The 15,578-nt window shown below is 70.6% G+C and carries 14 protein-coding genes; 8 read left to right on the forward strand and 6 right to left on the reverse strand.

The annotated features are described in order from the left end of the window. Positions 1-24: 24 nt before the first annotated feature. The 3 genes from IU449_RS11595 to cofD are packed head-to-tail and all read right to left on the reverse strand — an operon-like array spanning position 25 to position 2,935. Positions 25-543 carry an NUDIX hydrolase gene (locus IU449_RS11595; protein WP_195001810.1) on the reverse strand — a complete coding sequence of 173 codons (519 nt, stop codon included), beginning with the start codon at positions 541-543 and terminating at the stop codon, positions 25-27. Continuing rightward, positions 540-1,904 carry a coenzyme F420-0:L-glutamate ligase gene (locus IU449_RS11600; protein ID WP_195001811.1) on the reverse strand — a complete coding sequence of 455 codons (1,365 nt, stop codon included), beginning with the start codon at positions 1,902-1,904 and terminating at the stop codon, positions 540-542. The genes IU449_RS11595 and IU449_RS11600 overlap by 4 nt, the downstream gene beginning before the upstream one ends. Next, positions 1,901-2,935: a 2-phospho-L-lactate transferase gene (gene cofD, locus IU449_RS11605; protein ID WP_324188190.1), complete on the reverse strand. Its 1,035-nt coding sequence runs from the start codon at positions 2,933-2,935 to the stop codon at positions 1,901-1,903. The genes IU449_RS11600 and cofD overlap by 4 nt, the downstream gene beginning before the upstream one ends. Positions 2,936-3,384: 449 nt before the next feature. Here cofD and IU449_RS11610 point away from each other — a divergent pair, with 449 nt between their 5' ends. The 6 genes from IU449_RS11610 to manA all read left to right on the forward strand — a co-directional run bounded on the left by IU449_RS11610 (position 3,385) and on the right by manA (position 8,853). Next, the gene (locus IU449_RS11610) at positions 3,385-3,618 is read left to right on the forward strand and encodes a WhiB family transcriptional regulator (RefSeq protein WP_040797961.1); all 234 of its coding nucleotides are present in this window, start codon (positions 3,385-3,387) and stop codon (positions 3,616-3,618) included. A 99-nt stretch (positions 3,619-3,717) separates the two neighbouring features. Beyond that, positions 3,718-4,197: a metallopeptidase family protein gene (locus IU449_RS11615; RefSeq protein WP_169333755.1), complete on the forward strand. Its 480-nt coding sequence runs from the start codon at positions 3,718-3,720 to the stop codon at positions 4,195-4,197. Between the two features lie 153 nt (positions 4,198-4,350). Next, entirely contained in the window at positions 4,351-4,728 is a 378-nt protein-coding gene (locus tag IU449_RS11620; protein WP_195002507.1) for a DUF3499 domain-containing protein, read from the forward strand. Between the two features lie 176 nt (positions 4,729-4,904). Beyond that, positions 4,905-6,275: a phosphomannomutase/phosphoglucomutase gene (locus tag IU449_RS11625; RefSeq protein WP_195002508.1), complete on the forward strand. Its 1,371-nt coding sequence runs from the start codon at positions 4,905-4,907 to the stop codon at positions 6,273-6,275. A 95-nt stretch (positions 6,276-6,370) separates the two neighbouring features. Continuing rightward, a complete protein-coding gene (locus IU449_RS11630; RefSeq protein WP_195001812.1) occupies positions 6,371-7,606 on the forward strand; it encodes a tobH protein in 1,236 nt (411 codons plus the stop codon). Next, complete coding sequence (gene manA / locus IU449_RS11635) at positions 7,606-8,853, forward strand: mannose-6-phosphate isomerase, class I (protein WP_195001813.1); 1,248 nt, start codon at positions 7,606-7,608, stop codon at positions 8,851-8,853. The genes IU449_RS11630 and manA overlap by 1 nt, the downstream gene beginning before the upstream one ends. A gap of 245 nt (positions 8,854-9,098) precedes the next feature. Here manA and IU449_RS11640 read toward each other — a convergent pair whose 3' ends face one another. The 3 genes from IU449_RS11640 to rfbD all read right to left on the reverse strand — a co-directional run bounded on the left by IU449_RS11640 (position 9,099) and on the right by rfbD (position 13,087). Further along, positions 9,099-10,568: a phytoene desaturase family protein gene (locus IU449_RS11640; protein ID WP_195001814.1), complete on the reverse strand. Its 1,470-nt coding sequence runs from the start codon at positions 10,566-10,568 to the stop codon at positions 9,099-9,101. Positions 10,569-10,897: 329 nt separating this feature from the next. After that, on the reverse strand, positions 10,898-11,977 hold the full coding sequence (locus IU449_RS11645) for a sugar phosphate nucleotidyltransferase (RefSeq protein WP_067863171.1): 1,080 nt from the start codon (positions 11,975-11,977) through the stop codon (positions 10,898-10,900). Between the two features lie 252 nt (positions 11,978-12,229). Then, complete coding sequence (gene rfbD, locus IU449_RS11650; RefSeq protein ID WP_324188191.1) at positions 12,230-13,087, reverse strand: dTDP-4-dehydrorhamnose reductase; 858 nt, start codon at positions 13,085-13,087, stop codon at positions 12,230-12,232. Between the two features lie 157 nt (positions 13,088-13,244). On the opposite strand from rfbD, the gene IU449_RS11655 reads away from it, so the two are divergent. Further along, on the forward strand, positions 13,245-14,807 hold the full coding sequence (locus IU449_RS11655) for an LCP family protein (RefSeq protein WP_195001815.1): 1,563 nt from the start codon (positions 13,245-13,247) through the stop codon (positions 14,805-14,807). Continuing rightward, a complete protein-coding gene (locus IU449_RS11660) occupies positions 14,795-15,517 on the forward strand; it encodes a TIGR03089 family protein (RefSeq protein WP_195001816.1) in 723 nt (240 codons plus the stop codon). The genes IU449_RS11655 and IU449_RS11660 overlap by 13 nt, the downstream gene beginning before the upstream one ends. The last annotated feature ends 61 nt before the right edge of the window (positions 15,518-15,578 follow it).

A 15,578-nucleotide genomic window follows, 5' to 3' on the forward strand; every position in this document is an offset into this window, starting at 1 on the left:
CGTTCTCAGCCCCTCTCGGCCGACCTACCGCATCGGCACGTCGAAACCGGGCGGCAGCCCGTCGACCGGCCACCAGCGAAGGTCGGTGGATTCGGCGCTGCGCACCGGCACCGCGCCCGACGGCGCGGTGACGCGGAACAGCAGGTCCAGATGCCGGGTCGGCTGCCCGAGTGAGCAGGTGATCGGATGCGCGTGCGCGCCGTAGAGCCCCGGCTCGAGGCGCAGTCCGGCGATACCGGACTCCTCGGTCGCTTCCCGCAGCGCCGCGTCGGCCACCGACTCGTCGGACTCCTCGCAGTGCCCGCCGAGCTGGAGCCACCGGCCGACCCGCGGATGCAGCGTCAACAGCACCTCGCGCCGGTCGGCCGAGAACACCACCGCCGAGGCGGTGATATGCCCCGGCACGTGCTCGCGCAGACAGCCACGCGGCGCCGAACCGAGAAAGGCGAGCATCGATTCGCGGATCGACCCCTCGGCCGCGGACCGGATGTCCCAGCCGTGCAGCAATTCGGTCGCCGACGCGTGCAAGGATTCCGCGCTCACAGCTCCAGCAGTCCTTCCCCACCCGTCCGCGGCGGCCGCGGCGCGAGCTCCTCGGTCGGATACCCCACCGCCACCGCGCCCAGCGGATGCCAGTCCGCGGCCAGGCCCAGCTCGGCGCGGGTGACCTCCGGGGCGAAGATGGTCGAGCCGATCCAGCAGCTGCCGACACCCTCGGCGGCCAGCGCCACCAGCAGACCCTGCACCGCCGCGCCCGCCGCGACGGTGAACATGGTCGTTTCGGCCGCCTGCCTGCGCTCGTCGGGATAGTGATGGGCGCCGTCGGGCACCATGCACGGGATGATCACCTCGGGCGCGTCGAACAGGATGCGCCCGCGCGCGACGCGCCGCTCCACTCGCTCGGGGTCGAGGCCGTCGGCGGTGAGATCGGCGCGCCATCTGTCCGCCAGCGCGGTCAGCAACCGCTCGCGCCGGTCCGCCTCGCGCACCCACACGAAGCGCACCGGCCTGGTGTGGTGTGGAGCGGGCGCGGTCAGCGCGACCGCGACCGCCGAGCGGATGTGCTCCGGTTCCACCGGGGTGTCGGCGAATTCGCGCACCGAGCGACGCAGCAGCACGGCCTCCCGTCTGCCGCGCGCCAGGGCTTCGGCGGTGCCCAGCCAGAACAGGTCCTCGTCCCCCGAACGCAACAGGTCCACCGCGCCGGAACCGTCGTCGTCGTGGGGCAATCCACGCACCACGGCCACCGGGACCGCACGCAGCTTCCCTTTCACCAGATCGGCAGCGGCGGCCAGCTCGTCGGCGATCGCGACCTGGGTGACGTGCAGTTCGTTGCCCTGACCGTCGATCGCGCCGTCGTAGTCGTGCAGCACCCGCAGACCAGAGGACCCGATCGCGGCATCGGTCTGCCCGTTGCGCCAGGCCCGGCCCATGGTGTCGGTGACCACCACCGCGACCCGGACGCCCAGTCGCCGCGCCAGGCCGGCGCGCAATTCACGGGCGCTGGCATCGGGATCGGAAGGCAGCAGCACCAACTCGCCGCGCTCGACGTTGGATCCGTCCACACCCGAGGCGGCCTGCACGATGCCGAGCTTGTTCTCGGTGATGAGGGTCCTGCCTTTGCGCGCGAGTACCCGCACGGCCTCCTGCTCGACCAGTGCGCGCCGCACCGCATCGCGTTCCTCGGGATCCACCGGCGCGGCCACCACCCGGCCCTCGGCCTTGGCGATGATCTTGCTGGTGACCACCAGGATGTCGCCGTCGCGCAACCACGGCGCCGCCTCGGCGATCGCGGCGGTCACATCGTCGCCGGGCCGGAACTCCGGCAGTCCGGCCACCGGCAGGATGCTCAGGCCCTCCGCCGCGTGATCGACAGGGCCGCCGTGGGCCGCGGGCGCGCTCACAGCCGCACCCCGGCCAGATCCAATGCCTCGCGCACGATTTCGGCGGTGGTCGGCGGATCGGTCATCAGCAGCGGCACGCTGCGCACCTCGACGCCAGGCACGTCGGCGGTGTCGGTGCTGTGGACGAGCCAGCCGTCGAGAATGCCGTTGGCCGACCGGGCGCCGTAATGCCTGCCGACGGCCTCGGCGGTGGTCTCCACCCCGATCACCGACAGACACTCGTCGGCCATACCGCGCAACGGCTTTCCGTCGATGACTCCGGACACCCCGACGACCTTCGCCTTCGTGGTGCGCAACGCGCCGCGGATTCCGGGGACGGCCAGGATCGAACCGATGCTGACGACCGGGTTCGACGGCGCCAGCAATACCGCATCACAGCGTTCTATGAGATCGATCACACCTGGTGCCGGTTTCGCGTCTTCTGCTCCGATGGAGGCAAAACCATGAGTTTCGACGTTTGCGCGATACCGCACCCACCACTCCTGAAAATGGATCGCGCGACGTTCGCCAGGGTTCTCCGGATCACTCACAACAACATGCGTTTCACACCGGTCGTCGGTTGCCGGGATGAGTTCAATGCCTGGTTGCCACCGGTTGCACAGCGCTTGGGTGACCGCGGACAGCGGGTAGCCGGCCCGTAACATTTCGGTGCGAATCAGATGCGTGGCGATATCACGATCCCCCAGGCCGAACCAGTCGGGCTGCGCACGATAAGCCGCGAGCTCCTCCTTCGCGTGCCAGGTCTCGCCGACCCGGCCCCAGCCACGCTCGGTATCGATGCCGCCACCCAGCGTATACATGCAGGTATCGAGGTCGGGGCAGATTCTGAGACCGTGCATCCAGACGTCGTCACCGACGTTCACGATCGCCGAGATCCGGGAATCGGGGAGAAGTTCACGCACGCCCTGCAGGAAGCGCGCGCCGCCGACGCCGCCGACGAGCACGGCGATCTCGGGGCCCGCGGCAGGCGTGATGTCCGCGTGTTGTCCAGTCACATCCACACAGCCTATGCGTTGCATCGGGAAGCTCACGATCCAGCATATTTGCTGCTCATTTGCTATACCGCCTCAGCGGAGGGCTGCATAAATCGGGTCCGGATAGTAACGGAATAGCGACAGCGGCTTGACCATCGATACATCCGGCGTGTCTAATCGCAACATGTCATTCCGAGTTCGCGCGAGACCGCATGGCGCGAACAGCATTTCGAACAGGTGTTCGCATCGGATTGATGTGCTCGGGGATGTCCGCGGGACTACGTCGCGGGGTAGGGCCGTCGGTGTGCGTGTTGGTCCGACGGAAAGAAGCATTCTGCGCTAACACACAGTGAGGAGGCGGAGCGATGACCGAAGACATGGTCGCGCGAACCGATTCCACAGCAGGCGCAGCACGTGGCGTCTGCGCTGACATCGGCCGCGAACACGATGGGGGTGAAGCGGTGTCGACTCCTCGGCTCAGCCTGGTGATCACAGGCTTTGACGAGATGTTCGAATCGATCGAAGAGCAGTGGCAGGAACGCGCGCTGTGCGCGCAAACGGATCCGGAGGCGTTCTTCCCGGAAAAGGGCGGCTCCACGCGCGAGGCGAAGCGGATCTGCATGGGTTGCGAGGTGCGCGACGAGTGCCTGGAATACGCACTCGCCCATGACGAGCGTTTCGGTATCTGGGGCGGGCTCTCCGAGCGGGAGCGCCGTCGCCTCAAGCGCGGCATCATCTGACGGGCTTCGACTCGTACCGGCCCCCGTTCGCGGGGCCGGTACGCGTTCCCCGGTCCCCGGTCCGCACCGCGTCCGGAGTCTTCGCCTAGATTTTCTTTCATGGCCCGCTCTCGCAATCGACGACCGCCGACCGCCCGGTCGGTCATCCGCCGCGGCCGCGGAGTGCGCGGTCCGATGCTTCCGCCGACCGTGCCCGCCTGGCGAACCAGGGGCCAGCAGTTCGACCGCCTGGTCCTCGAGGCCTTCGCCCCCATCGATTCGCGCTGGCACGACCGGCTCACCAAACTGGACATCGCTGTCGACGACGTGCCGAAAATCCGCCCGCTCCACCCTGATTCGGTCACCTGGCCGGACGAGGTGGTCGCCGACGGCCCGGTGCCGCTGTCGCGTCTGGTACCCGCGGGCGTGGACCGGCACGGCGCCGCCACCCGCGCGCGCGTGGTGTTGTTCCGCAAACCGCTGGAATTGCGCGCGGGCGACCCGGACGATCTGGTCGATCTGCTGCGCGAGGTGCTCATCCAGCAGGTCGCGACTTACCTCGGTGTCGATCCCGATGTGATCGATCCGGACGCGCAATGACGACCGGCGAAATAGTCCCCGTCGTGTGATGTGTCCCAATTCACGCCCCGGGAGTTCGCACGTTTGCGCCCACGATCGGGCAGGCGCGAAGTCGGCCAGCGTGTCTGTACACATCCCGGAGGCGGGCGCGATACCCTCGACGTCGTGATCCCCATGCGTCGTTGCTGCCGACCAGGCTGCAAGAACCCGGCCGTCGCGACGCTCACGTATGTCTATTCCGATTCCACCGCGGTGGTCGGCCCGCTGGCGACAGTGGCCGAACCGCATTCCTGGGATCTGTGTGAAACCCACGCATCCCGGATCACCGCGCCGAAGGGCTGGGAACTGGTCCGCCACGAGGGCAGTTTCTCCAGCAATACCGACGACGACGATCTGACCGCGCTGGCCGAGGCCGTGCGGGAGGCGGGACTGCGCAGGCGCCCCCCGGAGTCCGACCATCGCGGCTATCGCGAATACGCGCCGCCGCAGCAACGGGCCACCCGAACCGGACGCCGTGGCCACCTGCGCGTGCTGCCCGATCCGCCGAGCTGATCCGGCCCCGAGCTGATCCGGCCCCGAGCCGGTCTTCCCGCCGAGCCGATCTTTCCCCGAGCTGATCTTCCCGAGCTGATGTGTTCCCGAGCTGACCTGCGCCGGTCCGGTGAATGCGCTCGGGTGGGCAGTCGCGCCGGCGCAACAAGGCGCCCACTAGGGTGTGGGGCATGACAGTGGCCCGCTCTGCCGAGTCCGTTAATGCGGTGATCAAGGCATACGACGTGCGTGGTGTGGTCGGTGACCAGATCGACGCCCGCTTCACCCGGGACGTGGGAGCGTCCTTCGCCCGACTGATGCGCGCCGAGGGCGCGACCCGGGTGGTCATCGGACACGACATGCGCGAGTCCTCCCCGGAACTCGCCGACGCCTTCGCCGCGGGCGTCACCGCGCAGGGTCTCGACGTCACCCATATCGGCCTGGCCTCCACCGACGAGTTGTACTTCGCTTCCGGCCGATTCGGCTGCCCGGGCGCGATGTTCACCGCCAGCCACAACCCCGCCCGCTACAACGGCATCAAGCTGTGCCGAGCCAACGCGCTCCCGGTCGGCCAGGACACCGGCCTGGCGACCATCAAGGACGAACTCGTCGCGGGCGTCCCTGAGTACGACGGCGAGCCGGGCGGCATCGACACCGTCGATCTGCTCGACGACTACGCCGAGTTCCTGCGCGAGCTGGTGCGGCTGTCGGCCGAACGCCCGCTGACCATCGCGGTGGACGCCGGCAACGGCATGGGCGGGCACACCGTCCCCGCTGTGCTCGGCGCACTCGAGCACGTGAAGATCGTTCCGCTGTTCTTCGAACTCGACGGCACCTTCCCCAATCACGAGGCCAACCCGCTGGACCCGAAGAACCTGGTCGATCTGCAGCACCTCGTACGCGAGTCCGGCGCCGACATCGGCCTGGCCTTCGACGGCGACGCCGACCGCTGCTTCGTGGTGGACGAGAAGGGCGACCCGGTCTCCCCCTCGGCGATCACCGCGCTGGTCGCCGAGCGCGAACTCGCCAAGGAGCCGGGGGCGGCGATCATCCACAACCTGATCACCTCGAAGGCCGTTGCGGAACTGGTGCGCTCGCTGGGCGGCACCCCGGTGCGCACCCGGGTGGGCCACTCCTTCATCAAGCAGCAGATGGCCGCCACCGGCGCGGTATTCGGCGGCGAGCACTCGGCGCACTACTACTTCCGCGACTTCTGGGGCGCCGACTCCGGCATGCTGGCCGCACTGCACGTGCTGGCCGCCCTCGGCGAAACCGATCGGCCGGTCTCGGAGCTGATGTCGTCCTACACCACCTACGCCGCATCCGGCGAGATCAACTCCACCGTGGACGACGCCGCGGCCCGCACCGCCGCGGTGCTGGACGCCTTCGCCGATCGCGCCAGGTCGGTGGACCGGCTCGACGGAGTCACCGTGCAACTGGCCGACGACGCCTGGTTCAATCTGCGCGCCTCCAACACCGAGCCGCTGTTGCGGCTCAATGTGGAAGCCCGATCGACCGAAGAAGTAGACGCACTCGTGACCGAGATCCTGAGCGTCGTTCGGTCCTGACTGCGATAGTGGAATAACAGACGTTGGATTTCGCCCGACCAGGGCTCGGTGTGAACGATCCGGACACAGCGCGACGAGGGGAGGTGAGAGGCCGGATGATCGCTGGAACACCGGTACTCGACCTCGACGATGCCGATTCACTCGAAGCGGCCGACAGCGGCGGCGCACTCCGGTCGGCCGCCTCGGGCGGCGCGCTGGTGCGCGCCACCGCGGCGGCGGTCGGAGAGGATGTGCTCGCCCGCCTGAGCGGTCTGCAGCCACGCAGCGTGGTATTCGTGTGCGGCGCGGGCCGCGCCGCACGTGCGGCCGGACTGCTGATCGCCGCACTGGGCGAGCGGGCGGGATTGCCGATCGTGCTCACCTCCGGTCTGCCGCCGTGGGTCGGTCCGCTGGACGTGGTGCTCGTGACGGGCGACGACGCCGGGGATCCCCGGCTGATCGAAGCGGTGGACCGCGGCCTGCGCCGCGGCGCCGAAGTCGTCGTCGCCGCGCCGGACGAGGGGCCGTTGCGGATGGCCGCGGCGGGCCGGGCGTTGATGCTGCCTCCGCGCGTTCCCGTGCTCGATCACAATCGCCTGTTGCGCTACCTGGCGGTGGGTGTCGCGGTGCTGCGCCTGGTCGACTCCTCCCGCAGCGGCCCGGTGACGCCGGAGCTGACCGCGCTGGCCGATGTCCTCGATGCCGAGGCGTTGCGCGCGTCTCCGCAGATCGAGGTCTTCCGCAATCCGGCCAAGACGCTGGCCGCGCGCATGCAACAGCACGGCGTGGTGTTCGCGGGCGACTCCCCCGCCACCACGGCGCTGGCCGAGCACGCCGCGGAGGTGCTGTTGCAGGCGGCGGGGCGGGTGTCGAGCGCGGCGAGCCTCGCCGAGGTCGTGGCCGCGCAGCCGCGGATCGTGGCGGCGGCCGGACAGGCCGCGCCCGGCTTCGATCCGATGTTCCACGACGAGGAACTCGACGGTCCCGCACCGGTCGAGCGAGTGCGGGTGCTGGTGCTGAGCACCGACCGCGACGAGTCCGCGGCCCGGCGCAGGATCGCGGTGTTCGGCACCGGCGGCCTCGTCGACGCCGACCTGGTGAACGCCGACATCGATCTGCTGCGATCCTCGCTGACCGACCCCGCCGCACCCGCCGCGAACGCCGGTGACGGCGCGCAGGCCACCAGCGGCGACGAGGTGGAGCAACTGGCCGTGCTCGCCCTCCGCATCGAGATGGCCGCCGCCTACTTGCGTCTGATCAACGGGCAGCAGCCGCAGGCTGTGGGCCGCGCGGAATACGCGGGTGGGGACGACTTCGACCCCACCGACCGGTACGACGGGGGACGCTTCTAGTGCACGAACTCGTTGGTGCGCTGCGTTCCTATGCATGGGGCTCACGCACCGCCCTAGCCGAACTGTGCGGCCGGCCGGTGCCCTCCGCCCATCCCGAGGCCGAGCTGTGGTTCGGCGCACACCCGGCCGATCCCGCCTACGTCACCCTCGCCGAGGGCACCACCAAGTCGCTGTTGGATCTCGTCGCGGCCGATCCCGAGCGCGAACTCGGTGCGGCGGCCGAGCAGTTCGGCGACAAGCTGCCGTTCCTGTTGAAAATCCTGGCAGCCGAGGAGCCGCTGTCGTTGCAGGCGCATCCGTCCGCCGAGCAGGCGCGCGCCGGGTTCGACCGGGAGAACCGCGACGGGGTGCCGCTGGACTCGCCGATGCGCAACTACCGCGACGACAACCACAAGCCGGAACTGGTCGTCGCGCTGGGCCGCTTCGAGGCGCTGGCCGGTTTCCGGGAACCGCTGCGCACGGTCGAACTCTTCCGGGCGCTCGCGGTGCCCCAGCTGGAGCCCTACACCGAGATGCTCGCCTCGCAGCCGGATTCCCAGGGGCTGCGGGCGCTGTTCACCACCTGGATCACCCTGCCGCACCGGGTGCTCGACACCTTGCTGCCCGCCGTGCTGGACGGCTGCGTGCGGTATCTGTCGGCGCGCGGCATGCGCCGTTTCACCCCCGAGGCGCGCACCACCCTGGAACTGGCCGAGAACTACCCCGGTGACGCGGGCGTGCTGGCCGCCCTGCTGCTCAACCGCCTCACCCTGCAACCCGGTCAGGCGCTGTTCCTCGACGCGGGCAGCCTGCACGCCTACCTGCACGGCGTCGGCGTCGAGCTGATGGCCAACTCCGACAATGTGCTGCGCGGCGGCCTCACGCCCAAACACGTCGACGTCCCCGAACTGCTGCGCGTGCTGGACTTCGAGCCCCTCGATCTGCCGATCGTGCTCCCCGAGCCCGCGGGCGACGGCTCGGTCCGCTACAGCACCCCCGCACCGGAGTTCGCGCTGCGCCGGTTCGACCTCACCGAGGGCTCCGGCCAGGTCCCGCTGACCGACGCGGGCCCGGGCATCGTGTTGTGCACCTCGGGCACCGCCCGGCTGCTCCACGGCGACGACGAGCTGATCGTGGCGCGCGGGTCGGCCGCGTGGATCTCCGCCGCGGACACCGGAGTCCGCGCACAGGCGGTCGATGGTCCCGCTCAGCTGTTCTGCGCGTGCGTCGGCGACGGCGACGGCGCGTGCGTCGGCGACGGCAGCTGACACGCCGCTTCGCGGGTACGGGCGGCGGTGCCGGACCTATGACACGCCACGGCCGGCCACCGACCAGCTCGGTGATCGCGATGCCTGTCGCTCACCCCACCACGCTGTCCACGACGGCGAGCACCGGCAGGGTCAGGGCATCGTGTTCCGGCGTCCCCGGCAACGCCTCCGGAATCCACGCCTGTCGGCCCGTGCTGCATGTCCACAGCGGTCATCGGCTCCTCTGATCCGACGCGGGCGCGATGTCACCCGCGCGCCGGAACCACCGAGCGCAGCAGCGACGGCGGGTCGGTGGTGACGCCGAATTCGCGGCGCAGGGCGTGGCGGGCGGCGTTGAGTCCGCACATGCCGTGGACGCCGCCGCCGGGCGGGGTGGACGACGAGCACAGGTAGACGCCGGGCAGCGGAGTGGCGTACGGGTTCCATCGGGGGGCGGGGCGCATCAGCATCTGTTTGACGGTCATGGCGCCCGCGGAGATGTCGCCGCCGATGTAGTTGGCGTTGTAGCTGGGCATTTCGACGGCCGTGCGGGTGTTGTGCGCGAGGATCAGGTCACCGAAGCCGGGCGCGAAGCGTTCCACCTGGGCGATGACCTGATCGGTGATGTCGCGCTGCGAGCCGTTCGGGACGTGGGCGTAGGTGTAGAAGGCGTGATGCCCGGCCGGGGCGCGGGAATCGTCCACCACGCCCTGCTGGATCGCCAGCACGTAGGGGCGTTCGGCATGCCTGCCCGACGCCACCGCGCCTTCGGCGGCCATGGCCTCCGCCCGGCTGCCGACCAGGTGCAGCGTGCCCGCCTTCGCACAGTCCCGCGCCGCCCACGGCACCGGACCCGACAGGGCGAAGTCGACCTTGCACGCTGCGTTCCCGTACCGGAAGTTTCCGAGCTGCCGAGCGTATCGGCTCGGGAGCCGATCTCCGGCCAGCCGGACCAGTTCGGCGGGCGAGGTGTCGAGCAGCACGGCCTTCGCCGCACTCACCTCCGCGAGAGAATCCACCCGGTGCCCGGTGTGCACGCGACCGCCGAGCCGCACGAGTTCCCCGATCAGCGCGTCGACGATGGCCTGGCTGCCGCCACGCGGTATCACCCACCCGTCCACGTGCGCGAGCGTGCCGAGCAGCAGCGCGGCTCCGACGGCGGACACCGCCCGCGGCGAAGTGATGGCGTGCGCGGCCACCCCGCTGAACAGCGCGGGCGCGATATCCGCCGAGAAGCGCGAATTCCACAGCGGAGACCCCTGTTCCAGCATCCGCAACCCGAACCGGAGCGCGGTGGGCAGGTCCGGGGGCAGTCGACGCAGGTCCGACATCGCCACGCCGACGACGCCCTCCCACTCGCGCACCAGCGGCCCGAACAGCGACCGCCAGGCCGCGCCATCCGGACCCAGCCCCTCCACGGTGCGCTCGAGATCGACCCAGGCGACGCCGGCCCGCCTTCCGTCGAGCGGATGCGCATAGGACGCCTCCGGCCGCAGCAACTCCACTCCGTGCGCGACGAGGTCGAAGGCACGGAAGAACGGCGAGGCCACCGCCATCGGATGCGCCCCCGCGCAGACATCGTGCCGATACCCGGGCAGTGTCAGCTCAGCCGTCCGGCACCCGCCGCCCACTGTCTGCTCGGCCTCGAACACCTCGACCGACAAGCCCGCCGCCGCGAGCGTCACCGCCGCCGCGAGACCGTTGGGACCGGACCCGACCACCGCCACATCAGCCACGCCCCCACGCTAGGCGGTCGGGCACCTCCCGGCCACACCTCCGCGGCCTCGATTCAGTTCCGATGCCGTGGGTCAGCTCCGGCTGCCGTTCCCGCCGGAGCGACCGCCGACGGCGCCGTTCGGCAGGCGCAGCGCCGACTCCCGCCGCCATTGCGCCGCAGGCAGCTCCAGCGTCGATCCCGGAACTCGGGCACCAGGCGTGCGCGACACTGTCGTGCTGATGGTCCGGAGGACAGCCGATCCGGCCCGCGAGCCGCGGCGAACGCCTGCAACGCGGGGGGTCCATGGATCATTCACGGGCCCTCGCGTCTCGCCGCGTGCGGCGAGTGTCAGACGTCGGTGGAGAAGCGGATACCGCCGTCGGGGATCTCGACGCCCGGCCAGACGCGCGCGCCGCGCAGGAGTTCGCAGCGGGCGCCGATGTTCGCGCCGTCGCCGATGACGCCGTCGCGGACCAGGGCGCGCGGGCCGATGCGGGCACCGAAGCCGACGATGGTGCGTTCCACCGTCGCGCCCGCCTCCACGCGGGCGCCGTCGAAGATGACCGCGCCGTCCAGCCGTGCGCCCGCGCCGATCTCGGCGCCGCGGCCGACGACGGTGCCGCCGATGAGCAGCGCACCGGGGGCGATGCCCGCGCTGGGGTGGACGAGGGATTCGCCGCGCTGGCCGGGCAGGGCCGGCGAGGGGGCGATGCCGCGGACGAGATCGGCGGAGCCACGCACGAAATCCTCCGGCGTGCCCATGTCCCGCCAGTAGGAGGTGTCGACATGCCCCTGGACGCGGGCGCCCTCGGCGAGCAACGCGGGGAAGACCTCGCGTTCGACCGAGACGGGCCTGCCGGAGGGGATCTTCTCGATGTATTCGCGGCGGAAGACATAGCAGCCCGCGTTGATCTGATCGGTCGGCGGGTCCTGGGTCTTCTCCAGGAACGCCGTCACCCGGCCGTCGGCGTCGGTGGGCACGCAGCCGAAGGCGCGGGGGTCGCCGACTCGGACCAGATGCAGGGTGACATCGGCGTGGGTCGAGTGGTGGGTGTCGAGCACCGCGCGCAGGTCGGTGCCACCGAGCACGTCGCCGTTGAACACCATGACGGTGTCGGCGCGCAGCTTGGGCAGCACGTTGCGGATGGCGCCGCCGGTGCCCAACGGCTCCGTCTCGGTCACATACTCGATCTCCAGCCCCAGGTCGGAGCCGTCGCCGAAGTGCTCTTCGAACACCTCCGCCTTGAACGAGGTGCCGAGCACGACGTGGGTGATCCCGGCCTCGGCGATACGCGCCAGCAGGTGGGTCAGGAACGGCAGTCCGGCCGTGGGCAGCATCGGTTTGGGCGCCGACAAGGTCAGCGGACGCAGCCGCGTGCCCTGACCTCCGACCAGAATCACGGCGTCGGTGCCGGAATCTCCTGCCATCGTTGTTCCCCTGTTCACACTGGTACTACCGATCGCGACAGCGCGCCTGGTGGCGCAGCGCAGATCGAACCGCACTTCGGGAGCGAATCGCAAGTCCGGGCCCTCCGGACCGGCCGCTCGGTGCTCGCCATCAGCGTCGACAGCGGATGCCGGAGAACCACGGGGCGCCGCGGCGGGCGAGCAGGTGCGCGCCGTCCGGAGTGCGTGACGAGCGCGGGGGCGGCGGCGATCGCAGCGGTCGCGGCAACCGCCTCAACCGTCGGTCAGCGCGGCATGCAGTGCCGACCGCCAGTCCCGCAGCGGGGTCAGGCCCGCCGCGCGCCAGGCGCGGTCGGACAGCACCGAGTAGGCGGGCCGGGCCGCCGGTCGGGGGTAGGCCGAGGAGTCACAGGGGCGCACCCGCTCGGGATCGGCGCCGAGTTCGGCGAACACGGCGCGGGCCAGCTCGAACCAGCTGGCCGAGCCGGCGTTGGTGGCGTGCAGAACGCGGGGGGCGGTGGGCGTGGCAGCCAGTTCGAGCAGGCCCGCGGCGAGGTCGGCGGCGTAGGTGGGGGAACCGATCTGATCCTCGACGACCTCCACCGTGGGCCGCTCGGCCTCCAGTGCGCGCATGGTGGCGACGAAGTCGCCGGAATCGCCGGTGTAGACCCAGGCGGTGCGGACCACGTGCGCGGCGGGCGCCAGGTCGAGGACGGCGCGTTCGCCCGCGAGTTTGGAACGGCCGTAGACGGTGACGGGACCGGTGTCGTCGTCGGTCTCGTAAGGGGTGTCGTGCGCGCCCGCGAAGACGTAGTCGGTGGACAGATGGATGAGGCGGGCCCCCGCGGCGGCGCAGGCGGCGGCCAGGACCGCCGCACCGGTCTCGTTGATCGCGAAGGCTGCGTCGGGGTCGGCCTCGGCGCGGTCGACGGCGGTGTAGGCGGCGCAGTTGACCACCACGTCACCGGGGGCGAGAACGGCGCGGACGGCGTCGGCGTCGGTTATGTCGAGTTGCGCGCGGGTATATCCGAGCGCGTGCGGAGCCAGACGGGTCAGCTGCCTGCCGACCTGTCCGCTCGCGCCGGTGACGACGAGTCGAGCGGAGGGAAGGCGCGGTGGTGCGACGATCACGCGGCAAGTCTGGCACGCCGGAAAGCGCCGAGGTGCCCACGGCGACGGTAACCGTTGGATAGCCTGAGTCCGGTCGGCCCGGTGAGTTGCGCTGTGGGGTGAGGGTCGACGGTGGTGCGGGGGATTTTTCCGGGGGTGTCGCCGATTCGTCGAGAGGATGCTCGGTTTGCCGCGAAGCAGGAACTCGTCGCGCAGCGTAGGCCGGCGCGACACGGAGGGGCCACGTCGGCGGGAACCGCTGCGGGCGCGGCCTTCCGGACCCGTGAACGCCCAGGCATCGCCGCGCCTGGCGCGGGTCGTGTTCGCGGTGCTCACCGCGGTGGTGCTGGTGGCGACCGGCTTCGCCTGGCGCAGCGTCGACTCCCTGGTCTCCCAGATCGAACGCATCGGCGACCTCGGTCTCGGCGGCGGCCGCGACGGCGCGGTGGACATCCTGCTCGTCGGGGTGGACAGCCGCACCGACGCGCACGGCAACCCGCTCACCGACAGCGAACGCGCCATGCTGCACGCCGGCGACGAGATCGGCACCAATACCGACACCCTTGTCCTGATCCGGGTGCCCAACGACGGCAGTTCGGCCACCGCCATCTCGCTGCCCCGCGACTCCTACGTCGACATTCCCGGGCTCGGCAAGGGCAAGATCAATTCCGCCTACGGCATCACCAAGGAGAACGAGCGACTGGAACTGCTCGACAGCGGCGTGTCCGAGGCCGACGCCGAGAAGCGGTCCACCCAGGCCGGACGGCAGGCGCTGATCGACACCGTCGCCGGGCTCACCGGCATCTCGGTGGACCACTACGCCGAGGTCAGCCTGCTCGGTTTCGTTCTGCTCACCGAAGCCGTCGGCGGGGTCGAGGTGTGCCTGAACGCCCCGGTGGACGACGAGTGGTCCGGGGCGCACTTCCCGGCGGGTGAGCAGCGCCTCGACGGACCGCAGGCGCTGAGCTTCGTGCGGCAGCGGCACGGCCTCGAGCGCGGCGACCTCGATCGGATCGTGCGCCAGCAGGTGTTCATGGCCCAGCTGGTCGGGCAGGTACTCAGCGCGAAGACGCTCACCGACCCGGGCCGGCTCGGCGAACTCGGTGAGGCGGTCGGCCGCACGGTGGTCCTCGACGACGACTGGGACGTGCTGGCCTTCCTGCAGCAATTGCAGGACCTGTCCGGCGGGCAGGTGCGGTTCGAGACCATCCCGGTGGCCGACCTGAACGGGATGACCAGCGACGGCGAATCCGTGGTCCGGGTCGAGCCGAAAGAGGTGAAGTCCTATGTGGCTTCGCTGGTCGGGGCCGATGCCGGTACCGACACCGGCGCCACGACCCCGCGCGTCGCGCCGTCGAGCGTGACCGTGAACGTCTACAACGCGAGCTCGATCGGCGGGCTCGCGGGCGAGGTGTCGCAGGCGCTGGTGGGCAGAGGTTTTCGGGCCGGTGCGGTGGGGAACTACACCGGGATGGGTGTGACCGGTTCGCGGGTGCTCGCCGCCGACAGCGATGACGCGGCGGCCGAAACGGTGGCCGAGGCGCTCGGCGGGCTGCCGATCGTGGCCGACGCGACACTGCCCGCAGGGGCGGTATCGGTGGTCTTGTCGAGCGACTACAGTGGCCCGGGCTCACAGGCGGCCGCGATGTTCGACTTCTCCGAAACCTCGACCACCGCGACGCCCGTGCCACCCGCACCACCGATCGACGCAGGCCAGAACGGACCGAAATGCGTGAACTGACCAAGACTTCGACACTGACCGAGGCGATCCTGGACCCGATCCTGGCCCAGGACCCGGCGGCGCCGCGCATCACCTACTACGACGACGCCCTCGGCGCCCGCGTCGAACTATCCGGCGCGACCCTGGCGAACTGGGCGGCCAAAACCGCCAATCTGATTCGCGACGAGTTCGGGCTCACCATCGGCGCGCGTGTCGCGGTGCTGCTGCCCGCGCACTGGCAGACCGCCGCCGTACTGCTCGGCTGCTGGTGGGCGGGCACGGAGGTGGTGCTGAACGCCGACCCCGATGCCGACCTCGCGCTGGTGACCCCGGATCGGATCGACGAGGTGGGCGCCCTCGCGGAAGTGGCGGCGCTGTCGCTGGATCCGATGGGTGCGCCCGTGCGGGATCTGCCGGTCGGCGTCACCGATTTCGCGACCTCGGTGCGGGTGCACGGCGATCAGTTCATGCCGCGCGGCACCGGAGTCGCGCTGGAGGGCGACCTGGTGGCCGAGGTGTTCGACGCCGCGCGCAAGTCGGCGCTGCGCAAGGGCATCGGCGCGGGCGACCGGGTGCTGTCGAGCAGGCCGTGGGAACATGCGAGTGATCTGGTCGACGGACTGCTCGCGGTGCTGGTGGCCGGAGCCTCGCTGGTTCAGGTGGTCAACCCCGATCCGGCGGCGCAGCAGCGGCGGATCGAGACCGAGCGCATCACCGTCACGCTGGACTGACCTCCTACCGGAGTAGGAGCCACCGATCCGCCCGCAGGCCGTTCCCTCCCGCCGCCAACGC

Source organism: Nocardia higoensis (genome assembly GCF_015477835.1).
Lineage (GTDB): Bacteria > Actinomycetota > Actinomycetes > Mycobacteriales > Mycobacteriaceae > Nocardia > Nocardia higoensis_A.